Origin of the sequence: Pseudomonas sp. RL_15y_Pfl2_60 (genome assembly GCF_963970595.1) — a bacterium.
Taxonomy (GTDB): Bacteria; Pseudomonadota; Gammaproteobacteria; order Pseudomonadales; family Pseudomonadaceae; genus Aquipseudomonas.
This window is the reverse complement of record NZ_CAXAOE010000002.1, coordinates 563847-587913: the sequence shown is the minus strand read 5'-3', so window position 1 is coordinate 587913 and position 24067 is coordinate 563847. Positions and strand designations below refer to the sequence as shown.

General features: G+C 57.7%; 22 protein-coding genes. 13 read left to right on the top strand and 9 right to left on the bottom strand.

From position 1 onward, the window contains the following. Positions 1-74: 74 nt before the first annotated feature. The 4 genes from AACY26_RS07805 to AACY26_RS07790 all read right to left on the bottom strand — a co-directional run bounded on the left by AACY26_RS07805 (position 75) and on the right by AACY26_RS07790 (position 2021). On the bottom strand, positions 75-464 hold the full coding sequence (locus tag AACY26_RS07805; RefSeq protein ID WP_339512670.1) for a Spy/CpxP family protein refolding chaperone: 390 nt from the start codon (positions 462-464) through the stop codon (positions 75-77). A 124-nt stretch (positions 465-588) separates the two neighbouring features. Next, entirely contained in the window at positions 589-1272 is a 684-nt protein-coding gene (locus AACY26_RS07800) for a response regulator transcription factor (RefSeq protein ID WP_339512668.1), read from the bottom strand. Between the two features lie 5 nt (positions 1273-1277). Further along, positions 1278-1670 carry a translation initiation factor 2 gene (locus AACY26_RS07795; protein ID WP_339512666.1) on the bottom strand — a complete coding sequence of 131 codons (393 nt, stop codon included), beginning with the start codon at positions 1668-1670 and terminating at the stop codon, positions 1278-1280. Between the two features lie 51 nt (positions 1671-1721). Next, positions 1722-2021, bottom strand: a complete 300-nt coding sequence (locus AACY26_RS07790; protein WP_339512664.1) for a YciI family protein — start codon at positions 2019-2021, stop codon at positions 1722-1724. Positions 2022-2200: 179 nt separating this feature from the next. Here AACY26_RS07790 and AACY26_RS07785 point away from each other — a divergent pair, with 179 nt between their 5' ends. The 6 genes from AACY26_RS07785 to rluB all read left to right on the top strand — a co-directional run bounded on the left by AACY26_RS07785 (position 2201) and on the right by rluB (position 8235). Further along, positions 2201-3076, top strand: coding sequence for a PHP domain-containing protein (locus AACY26_RS07785; RefSeq protein WP_339512662.1), 876 nt, complete (start codon positions 2201-2203; stop codon positions 3074-3076). A 1-nt stretch (position 3077) separates the two neighbouring features. After that, positions 3078-3704, top strand: coding sequence for an L-threonylcarbamoyladenylate synthase (locus AACY26_RS07780; RefSeq protein ID WP_339512660.1), 627 nt, complete (start codon positions 3078-3080; stop codon positions 3702-3704). Between the two features lie 110 nt (positions 3705-3814). Next, a complete protein-coding gene (locus AACY26_RS07775) occupies positions 3815-5029 on the top strand; it encodes a tryptophan--tRNA ligase (RefSeq protein WP_339512658.1) in 1215 nt (404 codons plus the stop codon). Between the two features lie 133 nt (positions 5030-5162). Then, positions 5163-5879, top strand: a complete 717-nt coding sequence (locus tag AACY26_RS07770) for a segregation and condensation protein A (protein WP_339513122.1) — start codon at positions 5163-5165, stop codon at positions 5877-5879. Continuing rightward, positions 5866-6855, top strand: a complete 990-nt coding sequence (scpB, locus tag AACY26_RS07765; protein ID WP_339512656.1) for an SMC-Scp complex subunit ScpB — start codon at positions 5866-5868, stop codon at positions 6853-6855. Before AACY26_RS07770 ends, scpB begins: the two co-directional genes overlap by 14 nt. Before the next feature lie 216 nt (positions 6856-7071). Then, the gene (gene rluB / locus AACY26_RS07760; RefSeq protein WP_339512654.1) at positions 7072-8235 is read left to right on the top strand and encodes a 23S rRNA pseudouridine(2605) synthase RluB; all 1164 of its coding nucleotides are present in this window, start codon (positions 7072-7074) and stop codon (positions 8233-8235) included. A gap of 77 nt (positions 8236-8312) precedes the next feature. Here the strand turns inward: rluB and AACY26_RS07755 are convergent, their stop codons facing one another. The 5 genes from AACY26_RS07755 to AACY26_RS07735 form a co-directional block, all read right to left on the bottom strand. After that, positions 8313-9239 carry a GGDEF domain-containing protein gene (locus AACY26_RS07755; protein WP_339512652.1) on the bottom strand — a complete coding sequence of 309 codons (927 nt, stop codon included), beginning with the start codon at positions 9237-9239 and terminating at the stop codon, positions 8313-8315. Between the two features lie 215 nt (positions 9240-9454). Continuing rightward, positions 9455-10195 carry a YciK family oxidoreductase gene (locus AACY26_RS07750; protein WP_339512650.1) on the bottom strand — a complete coding sequence of 247 codons (741 nt, stop codon included), beginning with the start codon at positions 10193-10195 and terminating at the stop codon, positions 9455-9457. A 97-nt stretch (positions 10196-10292) separates the two neighbouring features. Next, complete coding sequence (gene mupP / locus AACY26_RS07745; protein ID WP_339512648.1) at positions 10293-10964, bottom strand: N-acetylmuramic acid 6-phosphate phosphatase MupP; 672 nt, start codon at positions 10962-10964, stop codon at positions 10293-10295. Then, positions 10964-11662, bottom strand: coding sequence for a bifunctional 2-polyprenyl-6-hydroxyphenol methylase/3-demethylubiquinol 3-O-methyltransferase UbiG (gene ubiG, locus AACY26_RS07740; protein ID WP_339512646.1), 699 nt, complete (start codon positions 11660-11662; stop codon positions 10964-10966). The genes mupP and ubiG overlap by 1 nt, the downstream gene beginning before the upstream one ends. A 133-nt stretch (positions 11663-11795) precedes the next feature. After that, a complete protein-coding gene (locus AACY26_RS07735) occupies positions 11796-13118 on the bottom strand; it encodes a TRZ/ATZ family hydrolase (protein WP_339512645.1) in 1323 nt (440 codons plus the stop codon). Between the two features lie 178 nt (positions 13119-13296). On the opposite strand from AACY26_RS07735, the gene mtnA reads away from it, so the two are divergent. From mtnA to cmk, 7 genes are all read left to right on the top strand, one after another. Then, complete coding sequence (gene mtnA / locus AACY26_RS07730; RefSeq protein WP_339512643.1) at positions 13297-14373, top strand: S-methyl-5-thioribose-1-phosphate isomerase; 1077 nt, start codon at positions 13297-13299, stop codon at positions 14371-14373. Positions 14374-14836: 463 nt separating this feature from the next. Then, positions 14837-17503, top strand: a complete 2667-nt coding sequence (gene gyrA / locus AACY26_RS07725; RefSeq protein ID WP_339512641.1) for a DNA gyrase subunit A — start codon at positions 14837-14839, stop codon at positions 17501-17503. Between the two features lie 95 nt (positions 17504-17598). Continuing rightward, entirely contained in the window at positions 17599-18684 is a 1086-nt protein-coding gene (serC, locus tag AACY26_RS07720) for a 3-phosphoserine/phosphohydroxythreonine transaminase (protein WP_339512640.1), read from the top strand. Further along, positions 18684-19790 carry a prephenate dehydratase gene (pheA, locus tag AACY26_RS07715; protein ID WP_339512638.1) on the top strand — a complete coding sequence of 369 codons (1107 nt, stop codon included), beginning with the start codon at positions 18684-18686 and terminating at the stop codon, positions 19788-19790. Before serC ends, pheA begins: the two co-directional genes overlap by 1 nt. Positions 19791-19950: 160 nt before the next feature. Beyond that, a complete protein-coding gene (hisC, locus tag AACY26_RS07710) occupies positions 19951-21060 on the top strand; it encodes a histidinol-phosphate transaminase (protein WP_339512636.1) in 1110 nt (369 codons plus the stop codon). Positions 21061-21119: 59 nt separating this feature from the next. Further along, on the top strand, positions 21120-23324 hold the full coding sequence (locus AACY26_RS07705; protein ID WP_339513120.1) for a bifunctional prephenate dehydrogenase/3-phosphoshikimate 1-carboxyvinyltransferase: 2205 nt from the start codon (positions 21120-21122) through the stop codon (positions 23322-23324). Beyond that, on the top strand, positions 23324-24010 hold the full coding sequence (gene cmk, locus AACY26_RS07700; protein ID WP_339512634.1) for a (d)CMP kinase: 687 nt from the start codon (positions 23324-23326) through the stop codon (positions 24008-24010). The genes AACY26_RS07705 and cmk overlap by 1 nt, the downstream gene beginning before the upstream one ends. The last annotated feature ends 57 nt before the right edge of the window (positions 24011-24067 follow it).

The window sequence follows — 24067 nt, the reverse complement described above, 5'->3', positions numbered from 1 at the left end:
GGCCCGGCAGCATAGCGCTGTCGAGCCTGGCAGTTAATTAGTTAGCCTCGCAAGCGAGGCTGTGGTCTGGTTATTTATTCGGCTTTGGCTTTGTGCTTTTCAGCACGACGCTCTTCCATTTTCTTTAGGTGCTCATCAAACTTTTTTTGCTGCTCGGGCGTCAACAGGCTGCGCATGGCGGCCTGTTGCTTGTCGAAAGACGCCTTGAGCTCGGCCTTCATGGCTTGTTGCTCTTTCTCGGGCAGTTTTTCCAGGTAGCGCTTGGTGATCTCGTGGCGAGTTTTCATCTGTTCGCCCATCAGTTTGCGCATGTCCTGGCGCTGTTCCTTATTGAGGTCCAGGTCTTTGAACATGGCGCCGCGATGACCTGGGCCTTTACCGTCATGATGGCTGCCATCTGTTGCAGCCATGGCCAGTGTTGGCAGAGTCAGGGCGAGTAATACTGCAGTGAGAGTCTTGCGCATGATGTATCTCCTAATCTCAAGGCCGGTTGTTTACCGGATGAGCTCAGTTTATGCAGGTCTTGGTCAAGCGCAGTCAGCGAATGGTAAAGCCAAGGTAAAGATCGCACAGCAATCCACAGCAGCTTTACAGGCTGTAGTAATAGCCGCGACTGCGCAGGGCCATGATGCGTGGCCGGCCGTCGGGGTGGGGGCCGATCTTCTTGCGCAAGTTGCTGACGTGCATATCGAGGCTGCGGTCATACAGCGTGAGCTTGCGACCCAAGGCCAACTGCGCCAGCGCCTGTTTATCGACCGGCTCGCCCGGCGTATTGAGTAAGGCCTCAAGCACCCGGCTTTCGGAAAGGGTGAGCAATACCTCGGTTTCGCCAATATTGACAATGCCGCGGGCTGGGCTGTGTTGCAGGTCGCCTAAAGACTGTTGCTGCGGTGTGGTTGAGGCAGTTGTAGTGCTGCGGCGCAATACGGCACGCAAGCGGGCCGTTAATTCGCGGGGATCACAGGGCTTGGCCAGGTAATCATCGGCGCCCAGTTCCAGCCCGAGAATCCGGTCCAGCGGCTCGCCTCGCGCTGAGAGCATCAGCACTGGCAGCTCGGCATGCTCGCTGCGCAATTGCTTGAGCAGCTCCAGTCCGCTGCCGTCAGGCAGCATCACGTCCAGCACCACGGCATCGGGCGCCTGGTGACTTAGGGCTTCTCGAGCTTGCTGGCCGTTATGACAAGCCGTCACGTTGAAGCCTTCCTGGGTCAACCAGTGACTCAGCAACTCACAAAGCTCGATGTCATCGTCAATGAGTAAAAGTGCGCTCATGTTGATCAGTTGGTCCATTCACGGCGTTTACGGCGACTGCCGCGCAACAGTGCGCCAATCAGCACGCCCAATAGTCCTGCGCCAGCGCCAACTGCAAACCATTGCTGGCGTTCGTTAATCAGCGGTGGCGGGGTTTGGGCCTGGGCGGCTTTGAGTTGCAGCTTGAGCCGCTGATTATCCTGGCGCAGGCGCTGCAGTTGAATGCTCTCGCGCTCGGTGCTCTGCTCTTGTAGTTGCTCACTGAGTTGCATGCGTTGGTCTTCGCTCAAGGCCAGGCGTTGTTCCAGTGCATCAATCCGGGCTTGGGTTGCTTCGGTTTCATCTGGGGTCTGCTCGGCCTGCAGGGCAGGCGCAAGCAAGCATAGAGCAAGTAACAAGGTGAGCGTAGTAGGGCGCATTAGAGCTCCTTTGTCCTACTGTTGATTGGCTCGAGCATTGTGGTATGGCGTTTAAGGCATAACTCGCTTGAAAGGTTTGACTACAACCGAGCTGTACACTCCGGCGGCCTTGTAGGGATCAGCGTTGGCCCACTCTTGCGCGGTAGTCAGCGAGTCAAACTCAGCTACGATTAAACTACCAGAGAAACCTGCGGAGCCTGGGTCGTTGCTGTCGATAGCCGGGTGCGGGCCCGCGAGAACAAGACGACCTTCGGCTTTAAGTTGCTCAAGACGCGCAAGGTGCGCCGGGCGCGAAGCCATGCGGTTTTCCAGGGAGTTTTCTACATCAGTGGCGATAATGGCGTAGAGCATCTCGATCCTTAATCAGTAGTAGGCACAGCAGCCTAGGCATAGGTGGCAGATTTACAGGAACTATACAGCGCCGAATCATAACCTTTATGTCTATAAAAACAGTTGGGTGCGACTCAACTCAGCAAGAATCTCCATCTGCCCGCATAATATCAACCCTAAATTATTGAGATAGTGCCCATATGGATGTCGATTTACATTGTCACAGCACTGCATCTGACGGCGCATTGGCGCCGGCAGTGGTCGTGGCGCGGGCACATGAACGTGGGGTCAAGCTGCTTGCGTTGACCGACCACGATACGATTGAAGGGCTTGATGAGGCCCGCGCCGCCGCCAATGAGCATGGTATGCAACTGGTCAATGGTATTGAGCTGTCCTGCATGTGGGGCGGTGCAACCATTCATGTGCTGGGCTATGCCTTCGCTAGTGATGCGCCTGTGTTGAGCAAGGCAATTGCCGAGTTGCACCAGGGGCGCTGGCTACGCGCAGCGGAAATTGACCAGCGCCTCGCCGCCAAGGGCATGCCCGGCGCGCTTGAAGGCGCACGTGCGATTCAACAGGAGCTGGGCGACAGTGGCAATGCCCCGGCGCGGCCGCATTTCGCTGAATTCATGGTCCGTGCAGGCTTTGTGAAAGATCGCGCTGAAGCCTTTCGCAAGTGGCTAGGCTCGGGCAAGTTGGGCGATGTGAAGCAGCACTGGCCGACGCTTGACGAGGCGGTAGCGACCTTACAGCAAGCTGATGCATTGATTAGTCTGGCGCACCCGTGGCAGTACGACTTTACTCGTAGTAAGCGGCGCCGTTTGGTAGCAGCATTTTCTGAAGCAGGTGGCCATGCACTTGAGGTCTGTAACGGCATGCAGCCAGCTGAGCAGGTTGGTGGCTTGGCCATCCTGGCGCGCGAGTTTGATCTGCTGGCCAGCGCTGGTAGTGACTTTCATGCACCGGGCAACTGGTCGGAACTGGGGATGTATCGCCCGGTACCCGAAGACCTCTTGCCACTATGGACGCGCTTTGAGCATGTTCAACAATCCGCAGTCTTACGAGCAGGGAGCTAATGTGAGTCAATTCTTCCAGGTTCACCCGGAGAACCCTCAGTCGCGCCTGATAAAACAGGCGGCGGAAATCATCCGCGGCGGCGGTGTTGCTGTCTATCCGACCGACTCATCCTATGCCATTGGCTGCCGCTTGGGGGACAAGAACGCGCTGGAGCGTATTCGCCGCTTGCGCCAGTTGGATGACAAGCACAACTTCACCTTGGTCTGCCGGGATCTGTCGCAACTGAGCACCTTCGCCAAGGTCGACACCGGCGCTTTCCGCCTGCTCAAGACCCACACGCCCGGGCCTTACACCTTCATTCTCAATGCCACGCGTGAGGTGCCGCGAATCATGCTGCACGCCAAGCGCAGGACCATTGGTCTGCGGGTGCCGAGCCACCCGATTGCCCAGGCTTTGCTTGAGGAACTGGGCGAGCCGATCATGAGCGTGAGCTTGATCTTGCCGGATGAGACCTTGCCGATGAGCGATCCCTATGAAATGCGTTCGCTGCTCGAACACCATGTCGAGCTGATCATTGATGGCGGCTTTGGTGGCCTGGAGGCCTCTACCGTGATCAACCTGTCTGAGGCAGAGCCTGAGATCGTGCGTGTTGGTTGCGGTGATCCGGCACCCTTCGAAAATCTTTGAAGCATTGATTGGCGTGTGATGCAGGCTGAAGATCTGATGCTTCGTCAGGCTGTCGTAACGCGCTGTGACTTGCTAATGTCTGTGCAAATGCTTTGAGCGGGAAACCCGGTTTGAACCTTGTAGACTCTGAGCGGCGCGTGCTTTCAGGTATGCGTCCAAGCGGCCAGATGCATATTGGCCATTATCACGGCGTACTGAAAAACTGGGTCAAGCTGCAGCACAGCTATGACTGCTTTTTTTGCATCGTCGACTGGCACGCGCTCACCACCGATTATGAAGATGTCAGCCAACTGTCCAAGCATGTGCAGGACATGGCGATTGACTGGCTGGCTTGCGGCTTGAGCCCAAGCTCAGCAACCCTGTTTATCCAGTCACAGGTGCCGGAGCATGCGGAGCTGCATGTGCTGCTGTCGATGCTCTGCCCGCTGAGCTGGCTGGAGCGCGTACCCTCGTATAAAGAGTCGCAGGAACAGCATCTGGGCCGTGATCTGGGGACCTATGGATTTCTCGGTTACCCTTTGCTGCAAGCCGCTGACATTCTGCTTTATCGCGCCGGCATAGTGCCGGTTGGCTCTGACCAGCTGGCGCATATCGAGTTTGTCCGCGATGTGGCCCGGCGCTTTAACCATCTATATGGTCGTGAACCTGGCTTTGAAGCCAAGGCAGAGGCTGCAATCCGCAAGCTCAGCAAGAAAAACTCGAAGCTCTACAACAACTTGCGCCAGGCCTACCAGGAACAAGGCGACAGCGAGGCGTTGGATACCGCTCGGGCGCTGCTCAAGGAGCTGCAAAACATCACCTTGGGCGACAAGGAACGTTTGCTCGGTTATCTGGAAGGCGGCGGCAAGCTAGTGCTGCCCGAGCCGCAAGCCATGTTCAGTGACGCGCCACGTTTGACCGGGCTGGACGGCGGCAAGATGTCCAAGTCGCACAACAACGCGATTTACTTGCGTGACAGCCAAGAGCAGGTTGAAGAGAAGATCAAGCGCATGCCGACCGATCCGGCCCGCGTTCACCGCAATGATCCGGGTGAGCCAGCCCGTTGCCCGGTGTGGCCGCTGCACAAGCTCTATTCCAGCGAGACCACCTGTGATTGGGTGCAGCAAGGTTGCACCAGCGCGGGCATCGGTTGTGTGGAATGCAAGCAGCCGCTGATCGAGTCAGTGCAGCAGGACTTGCAGCCGATCCAACTGCGAGCCGCTGAATACGAAGATAATCTCGACGTGGTGCGTGGCATTCTCGCCAGCGGCGCTGAGCGAGCTCGCGATGAAGCGCGCGACACCTTGGTCGAAGTGCGCCAGGCACTTGGCATGAACTATCGATGAGCAAGCCATGAGCCAAGCCACGCCAGCGGTCACAGACGATCAAGCCAATGCCCAGCAAGAGCTGCAGTTTGCCAAGGTTTACGGCGAAGCGCTCACTGAGATGCCTTTGGACTTGTACATTCCACCAGATGCTCTGGAAGTGTTTCTTGAAGCGTTTGAAGGGCCGCTGGACCTGCTTCTGTACCTGATCCGCAAACAGAATATTGATGTGCTGGATATTCCCGTTGCCGAGATTACCCGCCAGTACATGGGCTACGTCGAGCTGATGCATAGCGTGCGTCTGGAGTTGGCAGCCGAATACCTGGTGATGGCGGCCATGCTGGCCGAGATCAAGTCGCGCATGCTGCTGCCGCGTTCTGCCAGCGCCGAAGAGGAAGAGGACGACCCGCGTGCCGAGTTGATCCGCCGTCTGCAAGAGTACGAGCGCTACAAGGCGGCAGCCGAGGGCTTGGATGGTATTCCACGGGTTGGCCGCGATCTCACGGTGCCGCGCCTGGATGCGCCGCAAGCCAAGGCGCGCAAGTTGCTGCCAGATGTCAGCCTGGAGGAGTTGCTGGTTTCCATGGCTGAAGTGCTGCGCCGTGCCGATATGTTTGAAAGCCACCAGATCACCCGCGAAACCCTGTCGACCCGCGAGCGCATGAGTGATGTGCTCGAGCGACTCAAGGGCGGTGAATTCGTTCCCTTCGTCAGCTTGTTTGTCGCCGAAGAAGGGCGCTTGGGTGTGGTGGTCACCTTTATGGCGGTGCTTGAGTTGATCAAGGAATCGCTGGCTGAGTTAGTGCAAAATGAGCCCTATGGTCCAATTCACGTCCGGGCGCGAGCTGAGCAAATAAATGAATTTGAATGAACCCAAAGACCTGGCCACCTTGCTTGAAGCCTTCTTGCTGGCGTCTGGCAAGCCGCAGACGCTTGAGCGCTTGTATGAATTGTTCGAGGAAGGTGAGCGGCCGGAGCCAGGCGTATTCAAGAAAGCGATCGAAGTGCTGCGCAAGGCCTGTGACGGACGTGCGGTCGAGTTGGTCGAGGTGGCGAGTGGCTATCGCCTGCAGGTGCGTGAAAAATTTGCCCCCTGGGTTGGGCGCTTGTGGGAGGAACGGCCACAGCGCTATTCCCGGGCAATGCTTGAAACCCTGGCCCTGGTTGCCTATCGGCAGCCGATAACGCGCGGTGAAATTGAAGATATTCGCGGTGTTGCGGTCAACAGCAACATTGTCAAAACCTTGCTTGAGCGCGAGTGGATTCGCGTAGTCGGTTACCGCGAGGTGCCGGGAAAACCGGCGATGCTGGCGACCACCAAGCAGTTTCTCGATCATTTCAACTTGAAAAGCCTTGATCAATTGCCGCCGCTGGCTGACTTGCGTGAGTTGGAGCCGAGCGCTGAGCCAGAACCTGAGTTTGTTGGCTACGCCGAAGGCGAAGCACCAGTGCCCGCCAGTCTGCAAGCGCGGGCTGACTTGGCATTGGCCGGGGAAGAGGGCGGTGACGATGTGGCGCCTGCAGCTGAAAAGATCCCAGAAGAAACCAGTTTCAGCAGCTTGCTGGCCGAGTTGGATGACATGGAGCAAGGGCTGAAAATCGATTTTGATGATTTAGAGTCGTCGCCTGATGATGAGCCGTCAGAGTCTTCTGAGTCGCCTGATGTGCAAATCGAGCAAAATCAGGACACGCAAGCGCCAAGCCCGGCAATCGGCGCTGACAGCGTTGAGCAAACCGGGCCGGATCTGACGCATTATGACCCGGTTCAGGCCGCGCGGGATGAAGAAGCCGAAGCCGAGCGCGCCTTGCAAGCCGCCATCGCCGATGAGCTTAACGGCAACTATTAGTGGTTGGGCGTGGTTGACAATGGTGGAAGGGTGAAGCGTCTTCCACCCAACACATCAAGCTCTGTAGGGTGTGACAACGCGAAGCTTGTCCACCATGCCGGTCGGCAGAAATTCCAATAAGGTCTTTACGGCTAGCTACTCTTTCACCGGGCGCGTATGATGCGCGCCCTCGACGAGATGTCGTCGCATCACAGAGAAACACCGGGAGGTGCCCAGATGAGTGAAGAAATTGAACAAACTAGCCCTGCAGGCGAAAAACTGCAGAAGGTCCTGGCGCGCATGGGCCTGGCCTCACGCCGCGAGATCGAAACCTGGATCGGTGCTGGCCGTGTCAAGGTCAACGGCGTAGCCGCAAGCCTGGGGCAGCGCGTCGACCTGCATGACGCGATCGCCCTCGACGGCAAGGTCATCAAGCGCGAAGAAGCGGCTGAAAACCTGCGTCGCGTGATCATCTACAACAAGCCCGATGGCGAAATCTGCACCCGTGACGATCCTGAAGGCCGTCCGACTGTGTTCGACCGTTTGCCGCGCCCTAAAGAAGGCCGCTGGATCAACATCGGCCGTCTCGACATCAACACCACTGGCTTGCTGATGTTTACCACCGACGGTGAACTGGCTAACCGCCTGATGCACCCTTCCTACCAGATGGACCGTGAATACGCGGTGCGGGTGCGTGGCGAAGTCGATGAAGAGATGATCGAGCGCCTGAAGGCGGGCGTGATGCTCGAAGATGGTCCGGCCAAGTTTACCGACATCAAGGAAGCACCCGGCGGCGAAGGTTTTAACCATTGGTATCACTGCGTGGTGATGGAAGGCCGTAATCGCGAAGTGCGCCGCCTGTGGGAATCCCAAGGCTTGGTCGTCAGCCGTTTGAAGCGCGTACGTTTCGGGCCTGTGTTCATGACCTCCGACCTGACCATGGGCCGTTGGCGTGAAATGGGCCAGCGCGAAGTTGATATTCTCAGCGAAGAAGTCGGCCTCAAGCCTGTTGCCTTGCCGGACATGAAAGAAAAGGCGCGCGATAAGCTGGACCGCCAGCAGCGCAAATCGGCCAAGCCGGTTGGTCGCAGTGATCGCTCAGCGCGTACCTTGCGTCCAGCCCATGGTGGCCCGGCTGAAGGTGATGCCCGTTCCGGTCGCGGTTCGCGTGATCAGTCCCGTGGTGGTGCCGGTAAGTCGTCTGCGGTTGCCGAGCGTCCAAGCGATATGAACAAGCAGCGCACTTCTGGCAAGCCTCGTCCTGAGCGGGCTGGTTCAGAGTCGAGCGAGCGCGGCGGGCGCAAGCCAGCGGGTGCTCCGGCCAAGCGTCGTAGCGCGCCAGCGGCTGAAGGTCAGCGTCCAGGCTTCGGTCGTGGTCGTAAGCCTGAGCCGAAGGCATAAGCCTAGGCGCAATAAAAAAGGGTCGCCTCGTGCGACCCTTTTTGCTTTCTGTGAGTTCTCAATTGCGATGGTCGGGATTATCCGGCCATGCTCAAACGGTTGCGGCCGTCACGCTTGGAGATGTACAGCGCGTTATCGGCGCGGCGTAGCAGGCTTTCGTCGGACTCGCCGGGCAACAGGCTGGCGCCGCCGAGGCTGATCGACAGTGTCAGCGGTTGGCCTTGGTTGATGTATTGCAGTTGCTCGACCGAATGCCTCAAGCGTTCGCCCACCATAGCCGAGGCATCGCGCCCGGTACCTGAAAGCAGGATCAGGAACTCTTCGCCGCCGTAGCGGAAAATCATATCCACATTGCGCAGTTGCGCCTTGATGGTGGTCGCCACGGCCTTGAGGACTTCATCGCCAACACCGTGCCCATGGTTGTCGTTGATCTGCTTGAAGTGGTCAAGGTCGAGCATCAGCAGTGACAGCGGTTGAAGATTACGGCGTGCCATATCCACTTCACGGTGAAGCATCTGCTCCATGGCAATACGGTTACCGGTATTGGTCAGCGGGTCGCGTAACGCATTCTGGATGGCTGTGCGATACAGCAGGGCATTGCGCAGTGGATAGAGCAAACTGCCAAGCAATGCTTCTAACTGATGAAGTTCGTCTTCGCTAAAGCGTTGTTTGCGCCGGAAAATCAGCTCACCGAGGTATTCACCTTCATGGCTGAGGCGGTAGCTGGCTGCATTGCCTGCCGCTTGGCCGAACTCCAGGTTCAGGTCGCTGATATTGTGCTGATAAGACAAGCCGTCGAGTGCGACCAGACGCTGAATTTCGCTGAAAAACAGATTCAGTGTGCGCTCTGCGTCAAGACTGGTTTGCAGTTGCAAATTAAGGTGCTGGCGCAGTTGGGCAAGGGTAAGGGGCTGCAATGATTGCTTTCGCTTGCTCGAGTAGCCGAGACGTTGCAGCTTGGCCGCATCGAAATCAATTGTGTTGCTGGAGTTTGGGGGGGCCATGAACGCTAAACCTCTGGCGCTAAAGTGCGGCAATGGTCGGTTAGAGCGATTTTCGTGCCAGCCGTTTCATTTTTATGAAAAATTCTGTGAACTCAGTCACTTATGACGATTGGTGGCGAATGTCCAAGGCTGTGTTCGGCACGGATGACAAATGACCGGCAAAGGCTTGCCGGTCAGCTGCCAATAAACTGGCATTGTTTTGCCACTATTGAAGCTTACTGCGCGTCAAATGCCTGGCCGCTGACGCCTGTGCTGTCTGGGCCCATCAGGTACAGATAAACCGGCATGATGTCGGCTGGCGCGGGGTTGTTGTCCGGGTTTTCACCCGGATAGGCCTGGGCGCGCATGTCGGTGCGGGTTGCGCCGGGGTTGATGCTGTTGGCGCGCACTGGAGCGACATTCTCCAGTTCATCCGCCAGGGTTTGCATAAAACCTTCGGTGGCAAATTTCGAAACGCCGTAGGCGCCCCAATAGGCGCGGCCCTTGCGGCCAACACTGCTTGAGGTAAAGACCACCGAGGCGTCGCTTGAGAGCTTGAGCAAAGGCAGCAAGGTGCTGGTCAGCATAAACATGGCGTTGACGTTGACTTGCATGACGCGCATGAAGTTCTCGCCGGACAACTGCTCGACCGGGGTGCGCGGGCCAATGATCGAGGCGTTGTGCAGCAGGCCGTCAATTTTGCCAAATTCGGTTTCTATCATCGCCGCCAGTTCATCGTACTGATGTGGCAGGGCGGTTTCGAGGTTGAACGGGATTACCGCAGCTTGCGGGTGGCCGGCTGCTTCGATTTCGTCATAGACCTTGCTCAGGTTGCTTTCAGTCTTGCCCAGCAGTAATACCGTTGCGCCATGCGCGGCGAAGGTTTTGGCTGCTGCTGCGCCAATGCCGCGGCCAGCGCCGGTAACGAGGATAACGCGGTCTTTGAGGAGGTCGGGGCGGGCGGTGTAATCGAACATGACTCGGTCTCGCTTGCTTGGCTGCGTCGCTGCTGCGCCGTTGCCGGTTTCAATGGTTACGCAAACCTGCGCGGCTGGGCGCAGGTCAGTCGGGGATTCAGCAGCTGCACAGTGCGTTGTCCAGCACCGCGCGTAGCTGCAACGGATGATCGACCACTACATCGGCGCCCCAGTTGCGTGGGTTGTCCTGAGGATGAATATAGCCGTAGGTGACCGCCGCGGTTTTGGTTCCGGCAGCGCGCCCGGATTCGATATCACGCAGATCATCACCAACGAACAACACGCTGGCCGGATCCAGGTCCAGGGTTTTGCAGGCGAGGATCATCGGCTCTGGGTCGGGCTTGCTGTTTTTGACATGGTCGGGGCAGATGAGAATGGCCGAGCGCTTGGCCAGGCCCAGTTGCTGCATGATCGGCTCGGCAAAGCGTAGCGGCTTGTTGGTCACTACGCCCCAGATCAGCTTGGCTTGCTCAATGTCGTCGAGCAATTCATTGATGCCGTCGAACGGCCGGGTCAGTACGGCGCAGTGACGCTGATAGCGGTCGAGGAATTCCAGGCGCAGGGGTTCGAACTCTGCATCTTGCGGGTCCAGGCCAAAGGTGACCGAAACCATGGCGCGGGCGCCGCCAGAGACCTGGTCGCGGATCAGTTTCTCGGCAATGGGCTCCAGCCCGCGCTCGACGCGCATGGCTTGGCAGATCGCAATAAAGTCAGGGGCACTGTCGAGCAGGGTGCCATCCATGTCGAAAAGTACTGCACGCAGTCGCATCATTGCTCCTTGAGCGTCTGGATCATGTAATTGACGTCTACGTCCGCTGCCAGCTTGTAGTGCTTGGTCAGTGGGTTGTAGGTCAGGCCGATAATGTCTTTGACTTCCAGGCCCGCAGCGCGGCTCCAGCTGCCCAGCTCGGACGGGCGGATGAATTTCTTGAAGTCATGGGTGCCACGGGGCAACAGGCGCAGTAGGTATTCGGCGCCAATCACGGCAAACATGTAGGCCTTTGGGTTGCGGTTGATGGTCGAGAAAAACACCTGGCCGCCCGGTTTCACCATGCGGTAGCAGGCGCGGATGATCGATGCCGGGTCAGGCACGTGCTCAAGCATTTCCAGGCAGGTCACGACATCAAACTGCTCGGGCATTTCTTCTGCGAGGGCTTCAGCGGTGATCTGCCGGTATTCAACCGAAACGCCCGATTCGAGCTGGTGCAACTGGGCAACGGCCAGGGGCGCTTCACCCATGTCGATACCGGTGACGGTGGCGCCACGCTGGGCCATGGACTCGCTGAGGATGCCGCCGCCACAGCCAACGTCCAGTACTTTCTTGCCGGCCAGGCCGACGCGCTCGTCAATCCAGTTAACCCGCAGTGGATTGATCTCGTGCAGTGGTTTGAACTCGCTTTCACGGTCCCACCAGCGGTGGGCAAGGGCTTCAAACTTGGCGATTTCAGCCGGGTCGACGTTACTCATTAGCTGTTCCTGGTTAAATCTGCAATTTAGTGGCCTGCATTATGGTGCCACTTCCACGTCTGTTAGTGGGCGCTTGCCAGCAGGCCAGTGTATGTCAGTTTGTCGCAGCGGCTGGCATATATGTGCAGCCGCTTCAGGCTTTTTCACCAATCTTGGCGCCCCAGGCCCGGGTCTTGGCGATGATTTGAGCTTCGTCCATGCGGCTCAGCTTGCCGTTCTCCAGCAACTGCTTGCCGCCGACCCAAACGTGCTCAACGCAGGCGCGGCTGCTGGCGTAGATCAGTTGCGATACCGGATCGTACACCGGCTGCTGAGCCAGGCCGGACAGGTTGAAGGCGCATATATCCGCAGCCTTGCCAACTTCCAATGAGCCAATTTCAGCCTCAAGACCAAGGGCGCGCGCGCCATTGAGGGTTGCCATGCGCAGAGCCCGATGTGCATCCAAGGCTGTGGCCGAGCCTGCGACTGCCTTGGCCAGCAACGCGGCGGTGCGCGTTTCGCCCAGTAAATCGAGGTCGTTATTGCTGGCTGCGCCGTCAGTGCCGATGGCAACGTTGACGCCTGCATTCCACAGCTTCTCGACCGGACAGAAACCACTGGCGAGCTTGAGGTTCGATTCCGGGCAATGGATGACACTGGTGTTGCTGGCGACCAAGAGTTCGAGGTCTTCGTCGTTAACCTGGGTCATATGCACGGCCTGGAAGCGCGGCCCAAGCAGGCCAAGACGCGCCAGGCGTGCTAGCGGGCGCTCGCCGTGTTGTTCCAGGCTTTGCTGGACTTCAAATGCAGTTTCGTGGACATGCATGTGAATACCCGCCTCAAGCTCCTCGGCCAGCACATTGATGTTGCTTAGCTTGTCGTCGCTTACGGTATAGGGCGCGTGCGGGCCAAAAGCGATTTTAATCCGTGGGTGATGCTTGAGGTCGCTCAATAGCTCGAGGCCTTTATGCAGGGCTTCGGCGGCGTCGCGGGCGCCGGGTATCGGAAAATCGAGGACGGGAATGGTGATCTGTGCGCGAATACCGCTGCTGTGAACTTGCTGGCTGGCAATTTCCGGGAAGAAGTACATGTCCGAGAAACAGGTGATGCCGCCTTTGAGCTGTTCGGCAATCGCCAGCTCGGTACCGTCCTGAATAAATGCTTCGCTGACCCATTTGGCTTCGGCAGGCCAGATGTGCTGTTCCAGCCAGGTCATCAGCGGCATGTCATCTGCCAATCCACGAAACAGGGTCATTGCTGCGTGGCCGTGAGCGTTAACCAGGCCAGGAGTGATGATGTGCTCCGGAAGTTCACGGATGTGCAGGGCGCTATGCTTAAGAATGGTTTCGCGTGGGGCGATGATTGCTATTTTGCCGTCGCGGATGCCCAGCCCGTGGTCGCGCAGCACAACACCAGCCGGTTCAACAGGCACCAGCCATGTGGGGAGCAGGATAAGGTCGAGAGGGGCTTCGGACATTTATAGGCGCCTATGCATGGTTGACCGGCGATTCTATAGTGGAACGCCGCGCGCATGAAGTCGAAAGGACTGCAAACAGGTCTTATTCGGTGATTTTGAGATTTTGCTGCAACTATGGTTACAGGCTGGCGAGCGCTTGGGCGTATAATCAGCGGCTTTGCTTTACGAGGGTGGGTCGATGCGCGAGCAGTTGTTAGCAGCAGAAAAGGTCAAGGCTATCGAGTGGCGTGATGGTTGTCTTTATCTGCTAGATCAGCGCGTACTCCCTTTCGAAGAATTATGGCTTGCCTATGAAAGTGCCGCAGAGGTTGCCTTGGCAATCAAGTCGATGGTGGTGCGCGGTGCGCCAGCCATTGGGATCAGTGCAGCTTATGGCGTGGTGCTCGGAGCTCGTCAGCGTATAAAAGAAGGCGGTGACTGGCGTGCAGCGCTTGAGGCTGACTTCAAGGTGCTGGCCGATTCGCGGCCCACGGCGGTGAACCTGTTCTGGGCGTTGAACCGCATGCGTGAGCGGCTGGCACGCATCAAGCCGCAAGACGACGCGCTGGCGGTGCTTGAGGCTGAGGCGCTGGGTATTCACGAAAGCGATCGTGAGGCCAATCTGACCATGGCCCAGCTTGGCGTCGACTTGATCCGCAAGCACCAGGGCAATCTGCAAAACCTCTTGACCCATTGCAATACCGGTGCGCTGGCAACCGGTGGTTTTGGCACGGCCTTGGGTGTGATTCGCGCGGCGTATCTCGACGGCTTGGTCGAGCGAGTCTATGCCGATGAAACGCGCCCCTGGCTGCAAGGCTCGCGATTGACTGCCTGGGAGTTGGCTAACGAAGGTATCCCGGTAAGCCTTAATGCTGACTCAGCAGCGGCGCATCTGATGAAAACCCGTGGCATTACTTGGGTCATAGTCGGAGCGGACCGCATTACCGCAAATGGTGACGTCGCCAATAAAATCGGCACTTACCAGTTGGCTGTCAATGCCATGCACCATGGTGTGCGCTTTATGGTGGTCGCGCCCAGTTCGACTATCGATATGGACCTGGAAAGCGGTGAAGACATCCCGATTGAAGAGCGTGACGGCAGCGAGTTGCTCGAAGTGGCTGGCAAACGCGTTGCGGCGGGTGTCGATGCCGTCAATCCGGTGTTCGATGTAACGCCTGCGGATTTAATCGATTTTATTGTCACCGAAAAAGGTGTGGTCGAGCGCCCGGATTTGGCCAAGATGACCCAGTTGATGTGCCGCAAGCGCCTGCATTAACCGGCATGGATAGCACTTGCCTGAGCAGATTGAGGGACGGCTCAGGCACTTATTTCCAATTAGTGCGTGCTGGCCGCGTTTTGCATCTTTGACATCGTACGGTCTTGGTTCACTGCATTGGCTGGCGCTCCCGGTACGCGTTTTGATGACGTTCTGATGGCATTTATGCATGGCCTGCGGTGGAGGCTGCAAAGGAATAAATCGGCTTGTGCGGCCTCTCAGTGCGTCACAGGGCTATTTAGCCGTTTTTGCTGGTCGGTTTAGGGTAGGTGTAAAGCGCTGTTTGTGGTAACCTCCGGCAGTTATCAGAACAACTGCTTGCGGTTGTCCAAATCGCATACACACATGGCATAACTTATTGATTTGTCGTGAGTCGATGCTGACTTGATGTTACAGCGACAGGCTTCGCCTCGTTCAGCACGGATGGCGCGGAGTTTCACCAGAAAAAGGAACCAGGCTACTCATGGGCGAACTGGCCAAAGAAATCCTCCCGGTCAATATCGAAGACGAACTCAAGCAGTCCTACCTCGATTACGCGATGAGCGTAATTGTCGGTCGAGCACTGCCGGATGCGCGCGATGGCTTGAAGCCCGTGCACCGTCGCGTGTTGTACGCGATGAGCGAGCTGGGTAATGACTGGAACAAGGCGTACAAGAAGTCGGCTCGTGTCGTTGGTGACGTGATCGGTAAATATCACCCACACGGTGATACAGCGGTCTACGACACCATCGTCCGTATGGCTCAGCCATTCTCTTTGCGCTACCTGTTGGTAGACGGTCAGGGTAACTTCGGTTCGGTCGACGGCGATAACGCCGCTGCCATGCGATACACCGAAGTGCGCATGACCAAGCTGGCCCATGAGCTGCTGGCTGACCTGCATAAGGAAACCGTGGATTGGGTGCCTAACTACGACGGCACTGAAATCATCCCGGCGGTCATGCCAACCAAGGTTCCCAACCTGCTGATCAACGGCTCCAGCGGTATTGCCGTGGGCATGGCGACTAACATTCCGCCGCATAACCTGACCGAGGTTATCAACGGCTGCCTGGCGCTGATCGAAAATCCGGAGCTGAGCATCGATGACTTGATGCAATACATCCCGGGCCCAGACTTTCCAACCGCCGCCATCATCAACGGTCGCGCAGGCATCATCGAAGCCTACCGCACAGGTCGTGGACGTATTTACATGCGTGCCCGCGCCGAGATCGAGGATATCGACAAGGTTGGCGGCCGCCAGCAAATCGTGGTGACCGAGCTGCCTTACCAGCTGAACAAGGCGCGCTTGATCGAGAAGATCGCCGAGCTGGTTAAAGAGAAGAAGCTCGAAGGCATTACCGAGCTGCGTGACGAGTCTGACAAAGACGGCATGCGCATCGTGATCGAACTGCGTCGTGGCGAAGTGCCTGAGGTGATCCTTAACAACCTCTATGCACAAACCCAGATGCAGGGCGTGTTCGGCATCAACGTGGTTGCCTTGATCGACGGCCAGCCTAAGGTCCTTAACCTCAAGGACATGCTGGAAGTCTTTATTCTGCACCGTCGCGAAGTGGTTACCCGCCGCACCGTGTTCGAGCTGCGCAAAGCCCGTGAGCGTGGCCATATTCTTGAAGGCCAGGCCGTTGCCCTGTCGAATATCGACCCGGTTATCGCCCTGATCAAAGCCTCGCCGACCTCGGCTGAAGCCAAGGAAGCCTTGATTGCCAAGGCCTGGGAATCCAGTGCCGTGCAGAGCATGGTCGAGCGCGCAGGTGCTGACTCGTGCCGTCCGGACAATCTTGACCCGCAATACGGGCTGCGTGACGGCAAGTATTACCTATCGCCAGAACAGGCCCAGGCCATTCTTGACCTGCGCCTACACCGCCTGACCGGTCTTGAGCACGAAAAGCTGCTGGCTGAATACCAGGAAATTCTGGCGCAGATTGGCGAGTTGATCCGCATCCTGACCAGCGCTGAGCGCCTGATGGAAGTGATCACCGAAGAGCTTGAAGGTATCAAGGCTGAGTTCGGCGATGCCCGTCGTACTGAAATCCTCGACAACCGTCTCGATCTGACCCTGGCTGACCTGATCACCGAAGAAGACCGCGTGGTGACTATTTCCCACACCGGTTATGCCAAATCCCAGCCGCTGGCTGCGTATCAGGCGCAACGCCGTGGCGGTAAAGGCAAGTCGGCGACCGGGGTCAAGGATGAGGACTACATTTCCCACCTGCTGGTTGCCAACAGCCACACCACGCTGCTGCTGTTCTCCAGCCGTGGCAAGGTCTACTGGCTGAAAACCTATGAAATTCCGGAAGCCTCCCGTGCTGCACGCGGGCGTCCGCTGGTTAACCTGTTGCCGCTGGATGAGGGTGAATACATCACCACCATGTTGCCGGTTGACGAGTACACCGAAGGTCACTTCATCTTCATGGCGACCGCTGGCGGTACTGTGAAGAAGACGCCGCTGGAGCAATTCAGCCGTCAGCGCAGCGTGGGCTTGATTGCCCTTGATCTGGATGAAGGCGATACCCTGATTTCTGCCTCCATTACCGACGGCAGCCGTGAGGTGATGTTGTTCTCCGATGGTGGCAAGGTGACACGCTTTAAAGAAAGCGATGTGCGCGCCATGGGCCGTACCGCTCGCGGTGTTCGCGGTATGCGTCTGGCTGAAGGCCAGAAGTTGATCTCGATGCTGATTCCGGAAGAGGGCAGCCAGATCCTGACCGCCTCGCAGCGCGGCTACGGCAAGCGTACCGAAATCAGCGAGTTCCCAGAGTACAAGCGTGGCGGTCAGGGCGTGATTGCCATGGTCAGCAACGAGCGTAACGGTAAATTGGTTGGTGCGGTTCAGGTGCTCGATGGTGAAGAAATCATGCTGATTTCCGACCAGGGCACACTGGTGCGTACGCGTGTCGGTGAGGTTTCAAGCCTGGGTCGTAATACCCAGGGTGTGACCCTGATTCGCTTGGCCAAGGACGAGAAGCTGGTCGGTCTGCAACGTGTTCAGGAACCTTCTGTTGAAGAAGAATACGATGAGAATGGCGAGCTGATCGTCAATGAAGAGCTTGAGGGTGATTTGGAGCAGGCGCCGCAAGATGGCGCTGAACCTGAAGCGCCTGCCGCGGATGAAAACCCCGTAGATACAGAGTAATCCACTCAACAAGCCTGCTTCGGCAGGCTTTGTTGTCTGTGGCGTTTGATCAGACGCTGGCTTAGGGCCAGCGTCCATTTTTTGAGAGAGTGGATGTGAGCAAGCGAGCCTTTAACTTCTGCGCCGGCCCAGCCGCGCTTCCCGAAGCTGTTCTGCAACGTGCCCAGGCTGAACTCCTCGACTGGCAAGGTAAAGGCCTGTCAGTGATGGAAATGAGCCATCGCAGCGATGAATACACTGCAATCGCCGAGAAAGCCGAGCAGGATCTGCGTGACCTGTTGTCCATTCCCTCGAATTACAAAGTTCTGTTTCTACAGGGTGGTGCCAGCCAGCAGTTCGCTGAGATCGCCCTGAACCTGCTGCCCGAAGACGGTGTGGCTGACTACATCGACACCGGCATCTGGTCGAAGAAAAGCATCGAAGAAGCCAAGCGCTATGGCAACATCAATGTCGCCGCCAGTGCCAAGCCCTACGACTACTTTGCGATTCCGGGTCAGAACGAATGGCAGCTGTCGAAAAATGCCGCCTATGTGCATTACGCCAGCAACGAAACCATTGGCGGCCTGCAGTTTGACTGGATTCCGCAAGTGGGTGACGTGCCGCTGGTGGCTGATATGTCTTCGGACATTCTCTCGCGCGAGCTGGATGTCTCCAAGTTCGGCCTGATCTACGCGGGTGCGCAGAAAAACATCGGCCCGAGCGGTTTGGTGGTGGTGATTGTGCGTGAAGACCTGCTGGGTCGCGCGCGCAGTGTCTGTCCAACCATGCTCAATTACAAGGTCGCAGCCGACAATGGCTCGATGTACAACACCCCGGCGACCTTTTCCTGGTACCTGTCGGGTCTGGTTTTTGAGTGGCTCAAGGAGCAGGGTGGCGTTGCGGCGATGGAAACACGCAACCGGGCCAAGAAAGATCTGCTCTACGGCGCCATTGATAGCAGCGAGCTGTACAGCAATCCGATTACGCCTAATTCGCGTTCGTGGATGAATGTACCGTTCCGTCTGGCTGATGATCGCCTAGACAAGCCATTTTTGGCCGGCGCTGATGCGCGCGGTTTGTTGAACCTCAAGGGCCACCGTTCGGTTGGCGGCATGCGTGCTTCCATCTATAACGCAGTTGGTCTTGATGCGGTGCAGGCATTGGTTGCCTACATGGCTGAGTTCGAGAAGGAGCACGGTTAATGTCGGATCAAATTTCCGAGCAAGAATTAAAGGCGCTGCGCCTGCGCATTGACAGCCTGGATGAGAAAATCCTTGAGCTGATCAGCGATCGCGCCCGCTGCGCTGAAGAAGTCGCGCGGGTCAAAATGGCTGCGTTGCCGGAAGGCGAGAAGCCGGTTTTTTATCGCCCTGAGCGTGAGGCGCAAGTTCTCAAGCGCATCATGGACCGCAATGCCGGGCCACTGGGCAATGAAGAAATGGCCCGCCTGTTCCGTGAAATCATGTCCTCGTGCCTGGCGCTTGAGAACCCACTGAAAGTGGCTTACCTCGGCCCTGAAGGCACCTTCTCGCAAGCGGCGGCGATGAAGCATTTCGGTCACGCGGTGATCAGCGTGCCGATGGCAGCGATCGACGAAGTGTTCCGTGAAGTGGCTGCCGGCGCAGTGAACTTTGGCGTGGTGCCGGTCGAGAACTCGACTGAAGGCGCGATTAACCACACCTTGGACAGTTTCCTTGAGCACGACATGGTGATCTGTGGCGAGGTTGAGCTGCGTATTCACCATCACCTGCTGGTGGGTGAGTCGACCAAGACCGATAAGATCACTCGCATTTATTCCCACGCCCAGTCATTGGCCCAGTGCCGCAAGTGGCTGGATGCGCACTTCCCGAATGTTGAGCGTATTGCTGTTTCAAGCAATGCCGATGCAGCCAAGCGCGTGAAAAGCGAGTGGAATTCGGCAGCAATCGCTGGTGACATGGCGGCGAGCTTGTATGGCTTGACCAAGCTGGCTGAGAAAATCGAGGACCGTCCGGACAACTCGACGCGCTTCTTGATTATCGGCAGCCAGGAAGTGCCGCCGACAGGGGATGACAAGACCTCGGTCATTATCTCCATGAGCAACAAGCCGGGCGCCTTGCATGAGTTGCTGGTGCCGTTCCACCACAACGGCATCGACCTGACGCGTATTGAGACGCGGCCTTCGCGCAGCGGTAAGTGGACGTACGTGTTCTTCATCGATTTTGTCGGTCATCACCGCGATCCGTTGATCAAGGATGTGCTGGAAAAAATCAATCAGGAAGCTGTCGCGCTCAAAGTGCTGGGCTCATACCCCAAAGCCGTTCTCTGATGCCCTGTAGGGTGGATGGCGCTTTTCCATCCACCAGGGCGCAGTGCGGTTATGGTGGACAAGCTTCGCGTTGTCACACCCTACGGTTGGTGTTTTGCATTCGGGATCAGTGGCACCGAATATTCAACAAATGAGTTTTCCGGATTTAACGAGGCAAGCAATGAGTTGTGATTTCCTCGCGCTGGCGCAGCCAGGCGTGCAAAAGCTGTCGCCCTATGTACCTGGCAAGCCGGTTGATGAGTTGGCGCGTGAGCTGGGGCTTGATCCGGCCAATATCGTTAAGCTGGCCAGCAACGAGAACCCGCTTGGCCCCAGCCCTAAAGCGCTGGAGGCCATTCGCGCCGAGCTGTCAGAGTTGACCCGCTATCCGGACGGCAATGGTTTCTCGCTAAAGAGTTTGTTGGCGCAGCGCTGCGGCGTCCAGACCCAGCAAGTGACGCTGGGCAATGGTTCCAACGACATTCTTGAGCTGGTCGCCCGCGCTTACCTGGCGCCTGGGCTTAATGCGGTATTCAGTGAACACGCCTTCGCGGTGTACCCAATCGCGACACAAGCGGTGGGTGCGCAGTGCAATATCGTCCCGGCCAAGGACTTCGGCCACGACCTTGAAGCCATGGCCAAGGCGATCAATGAGCAGACCCGCGTGGTGTTCATTGCCAACCCGAACAATCCGACTGGCACCTGGTTTGGCCCGCACGCCTTGGCTGAGTTCCTGGCCAAGGTGCCCGAATCCGTGTTGGTGGTGCTGGATGAGGCCTATATCGAATATGCACACGGCAGTGAACTGCCGGACGGCCTTAACTACCTGAGCCAGTACCCGAACTTGTTGGTGTCGCGCACCTTCTCCAAGGCTTATGGCTTGGCGGCGCTGCGTGTTGGTTACGGCATCAGCAGCGCGCAAGTGGCGGATATATTGAATCGCGTACGCCAGCCTTTCAACGTTAACAGCCTGGCCCAGGCCGCAGCGTGCGCCGCGTTCGACGATCTTGAGTATCTGGCGCAAAGCCGCAAGGTCAATGATGACGGCATGGCCCAGCTTGAGGCGGGTTTCCGTGAGCTCGGTCTGAACTGGATTCCCTCGAAAGGCAATTTTATCGCGGTCGATCTGGCGCGTGATGCAGGGCCAATCAACCAGGCATTGCTCAGCGAAGGCGTTATCGTGCGGCCAACGGCCAACTACGGCATGCCAACCTATCTGCGCGTATCCATTGGCCTGCCTGAAGAGAACAGCCGCTTCCTCGCTGCATTGCGTAAGGTGCTTGGCGCGTGAGCGAGGTTAAATCTGCTGCAACTGAGGCGCCTGTAACTTCTGCGCAATCCTCTGCCCCTATGATCGGCCGCCTGGTGGTCGTGGGGCTGGGCTTGATTGGTGGCTCCTTTGCCAAGGGTTTGCGTGAGCGCGGCGTTTGCGGTGAGGTGGTTGGCGTTGATCTTGATCCGCAATCGCGGGAAACCGCTGTTGCCTTGGGTGTGGTTGACCGTTGCGAGGAGCAATTGGCGCTCGCTTGCCAAGGCGCCGATGTGATCCAGTTGGCGGTGCCGATTCTGGCCATGGAGCGTGTGCTCGGTGAGTTGGCCAAGCTTGATTTGGGTAATGCGGTGCTGACCGATGTGGGCAGCGCCAAGGGTAATGTGGTGCGTGCCGCCAGTCTTGCGTTTGGCACAATGCCTGCTCGTTTTGTGCCGGGGCATCCGATTGCAGGTTCGGAGCAGAGTGGTGTTGAGGCCGCTAATGCAGAGCTGTTTCGCCAGCACAAAGTGATTTTGACGCCGCAGCAAGGCACCGATCCGCAAGCCCTGCAGTTGGTCGATCAGTTGTGGCGACAGCTTGGCGCCGATGTCGAGCACATGCAGGTCGAGCATCATGATCAGGTGTTGGCCGCCACCAGCCATCTGCCGCATTTGCTGGCGTTTGGTTTGGTCGACTCGCTGGCTAAACGCAGTGAGAACCTGGAGATTTTCCGTTACGCTGCCGGCGGTTTTCGTGACTTTACCCGTATCGCGGGCAGTGATCCGGTGATGTGGCACGATATCTTTCTGGCCAATCGCGAAGCGGTATTGCAGAACCTGGACGTATTTCGCAGCGATCTCGACGCACTTCGCGCCGCGGTCGATGCAGGGGATGGGCATCAGCTGCTGGGCGTCTTTACGCGCGCCCGCGTTGCCCGCGAACACTTCAGCAAAATTTTAGCCCGCAGGGCTTATGTGGATGCTATGCACACGAATGATCTGATTTTTCTGGCTAATCCCGGTGGCAAGGTCACTGGCAAAATTCGCGTACCGGGCGATAAATCCATCTCCCATCGCTCGATCATGCTCGGTTCGATTGCCGAAGGCATTACTGAAGTCGAAGGTTTCCTCGAAGGCGAAGATGCGCTCGCAACATTGCAGGCATTTCGCGACATGGGCGTTGTGATTGAAGGCCCGCACCATGGCCGCGTGACCATTCATGGCGTCGGCCTGCGTGGTCTCAAGGCGCCGCCTGGCCCGATCTATGTCGGTAACTCGGGCACTTCGATGCGTTTGCTCAGTGGTTTGCTGGCGGCGCAGCCGTTCGATGTCACGCTGACCGGTGATGCCTCGCTTAACAAGCGTCCGATGAACCGTGTGGCCAAGCCATTGCGCGCCATGGGTGCGATTATCGAGACGGCCGCTGAAGGGCGTCCGCCATTGACCGTGCGTGCAGGTGGTCGCTTGGGCGGCATGACCTATGAAATGCCAATGGCCAGTGCCCAGGTCAAATCCTGCTTGTTGCTTGCAGGTCTCTATGCTGCGGGTTCCACCACTGTTATCGAGCCAGCGCCAACGCGTGACCATACCGAGCGCATGCTGCGCGGCTTTGGTTATCCGGTAACGGTCGAAGGAAACTCGGCGACGGTTGAGTCGGGTCACACCCTCAAAGGCACGCATATTGAAGTGCCTGCGGATATCTCGTCCGCCGCATTCTTCCTGGTTGCGGCCAGCATTGCCGAAGGCTCTGACCTGCTGCTTGAACATGTTGGCGTCAATCCGACGCGCACCGGCGTAATCGATATCCTCAGGTTGATGGGCGGTGATATCAGCCTTGAGAATGAGCGCGAGGTTGGCGGCGAGCCAGTCGCAGATATTCGCGTGCGTTCAGCTAAACTCAAGGGCATCAATATTCCAGAGGACCTGGTGCCGCTGGCGATTGATGAATTCCCGGTATTGTTCGTCGCGGCTGCCTGTGCCGAAGGCCGTACCGTGTTGCGCGGAGCTGAAGAGCTGCGGGTAAAAGAATCCGATCGCATTCAAGTGATGGCTGACGGCTTGATCGAGTTGGGCGTCAGCGCCGAGCCAACGCCAGACGGCATCATCATCGAAGGCGGCGCTATGGGCGGCGGTGAAGTGCATGCCCACGGCGATCACCGTATTGCCATGGCCTTTAGTGTGGCCTCGCTGCGCGCCGGTGCGCCAATCCGTATCCATGACTGCGCAAACGTCGCCACTTCATTTCCAAACTTCCTGGCGCTGGCCGCACAGGTTGGGATGCAGGTTGGCGAGGAGGACAAGTGATGAATGCTGCGCCAGTAATCGCAATCGACGGGCCAAGCGGTTCAGGGAAGGGCACGATTGCCTGTTTGGTGGCGCAAAAACTAGGGTGGGGCCTGCTGGACTCAGGCGCCCTCTATCGTTTGTTGGCATTTTCCGCACGCAATCACGGGGTTGATATCACCAATGAAGCGTCAGTAACCATGCTGGCGGCGCATCTGGATGTGCAATTTATCGCCAACCCCGACGGCAAAGGGCAGCGCATCATCCTTGAGGGTGAAGAAGTCACTGACGCCATCCGTAACGAGCAAGTCGGCGCCGGGGCTTCACAGGTCGCGGCCTTGCCAGCGGTGCGCGAAGCCTTGCTGCAACGCCAGCGGGCGTTTCAGGAGTTTCCGGGCCTGGTTGCGGACGGTCGTGACATGGGCACCGTGGTGTTTCCGGATGCACCGTTGAAGGTGTTTCTGACCGCCAGTGCAGAAGAGCGCGCGCGCAGGCGTTACTTGCAGTTGAAGGCGAAGGGCGATGATGTTAATCTTGCGAGTCTACTTGATGAGATTCGCGAGCGCGATGAGCGCGATACCCAGCGCACGGTAGCCCCGCTCAAGCCGGCAGCCGATGCAATCCAGCTGGATTCGACCGAACTTTCCATCGAGCAGGTGTTTGAACGAATTCTCAGCGAGGTCGCCATTCGCGATCTCGCTGGTTAATAGAGCTGCGGCATGAGCCGATAGTTCGCCAGGGAGGCATGCAAGAGACCAGTCCTA